Origin of the sequence: Streptomyces sp. OfavH-34-F (genome assembly GCF_022347745.1) — a bacterium.
GTDB lineage: Bacteria > Actinomycetota > Actinomycetes > Streptomycetales > Streptomycetaceae > Streptomyces.
On the sequence record NZ_JAKRGC010000594.1, the window covers coordinates 1 to 1,667 of the forward strand.

General features: G+C 74.7%; 1 protein-coding gene and 1 pseudogene. Both read left to right on the plus strand.

The genetic code is table 11. From position 1 onward, the window contains the following. A partial coding sequence (locus MHW47_RS35220; protein ID WP_239227881.1) for an SUKH-4 family immunity protein occupies positions 1 to 1,119 on the plus strand: 1,119 nt, incomplete at its 5' end. A gap of 196 nt (positions 1,120 to 1,315) precedes the next feature. Beyond that, positions 1,316 to 1,667, plus strand: a pseudogene (locus MHW47_RS35225) (cellulose-binding protein); the annotation flags it as partial.

Sequence of the window (1,667 nt, forward strand, 5' to 3'; positions counted from 1 at the left end):
CCCGGTGGGGTGCACCACGCGGCGACGATGCTGGCCGGGCCGGGGCAGGTCGGTCCCGGCGCTCCGCAGCCGCCCGGCCCGCCCCTGGGCGTACCGGGGCAGGCTCCGCCGCCGGCGTACGGCTATCCGCAGGCGCCGTCCGGTCAGCCGACGGTGGGCCCGGGCTACCAGGCCGTGCTGCGCTTCCGGGCGCCGGACGGCAGCGAGCAGCAGCTGATCCGCCGCTCGGCGCCGGGCACCCCGCATCCGGAGTGGCAGATGCTGCACGAGCTGCGGGCCATGAACGTGCCGCCGCAGCAGGTGATCGAGCTGCACACGGAGCTGGAGTCCTGTGAGCTGCCGGGCGGCTACTGCGCCCGGATGATCCGGGAGACCTGGCCGCAGGTGCGGATCACCTCCGTGGCCCCGTACGGCACGGACCACGCGAGCCGGCAGCAGGGCATGCAGCATCTGCTCACCCACCAGGGCGAGCTGCACCAGGTGGCGGACGGCCCCGCGCGTCCTGCCCCGGTGCGGGCCCCGTTGCCGCAGATGCAGCCGGCGCCGCCGATCCCGCCGGAGGCGATGGCGGAGGAGATGCTGCAGACCTTCGGTCCGCAGGGCGTGCTCCGCTTCGACCAGCGGGCGGTGTCCCGGCAGGGTGTGCCGGACATCGTGGCGCGGACGCTGGTGTGGGCGGGGCTGCCCGCCGACTTCGGGCCGTTCTTCTGGGCGCAGCCGGGTCAGCCGGTGGTGCCGACGCTGGCGGAGCTGGCCGCGCAGCGGCAGGTGCAGCCGGCTTCGGACGCCGGGTCGTACCTGGTGATGGGTTCGGACTTCGGCCGGGCGATCTGTGTGCAGTACGGGACCGCGCACATCGTGGCCGTGCCGGTGGAGTCGGGTCCGGGCGGTGCGCCGGTGCCGCCGCAGTTCGTGAACACGGGGCTGCCGGAGTTCGTGCGCTGCATGGCGCTGCTGGGCCGGATGTGGCGGCTGCGGTACGGGCTGAACCCGGAGCAGGCGGGGCGCTGGACGGTGGACTTCCAGGCGCAGCTGGTGGCGCTGGACGCGGCGGCGCTGGCGTCGCCGGAGAGCTGGTGGTCGGTGCTCCTTGAGCAGATGTGGGACGGGCTGATCTGACCGTTCCGGGCGTGGGGCGTGGTGCCCGGTTCCCCTTGGGGGGCCGGGCACCACGCCTTTCGTGGTGTGTGATGCCGGTCGCTTCCGTCCGGAAAGCGCCGCATCGATACCGACTTCCCCGCCAATTGCCGCATCCTTGACGTATCGCTCGCCGGTCGGGCGTCGGAGTCGGGATGATCGGAAAGAGGCGTCAGGAATGAGTGCTGCACCGGGGTCCGCGTACGGGTTCGTCGGTGTACGGGGGCGGGGATACCGCCCGGAGCAGGTGGACCGAGTGGTGGCGGTGCTCTCCGCCGAGCGGGACGAGGCGGTGGCGCGGGCGGCGGCGCTGACCGGGGACGCGGAGCGGCTGGCGGCGGAGTCCGCCCGGCTGGCCGAGGTCGTGGCGCGGCTGGAGCCGCAGGACTACACGTCGCTGAGCGAGCGGGCGCGCCGGATTCTGGCGCTGGCCGTCGAGGAGGCGGCGGCGCTCACCGACGCCGCGCGCGACGAGGCGCAGGCCCTGCGGGACGAGGCGGACGCGGCGGCGCTGGCCCTGCGGGAGGCGG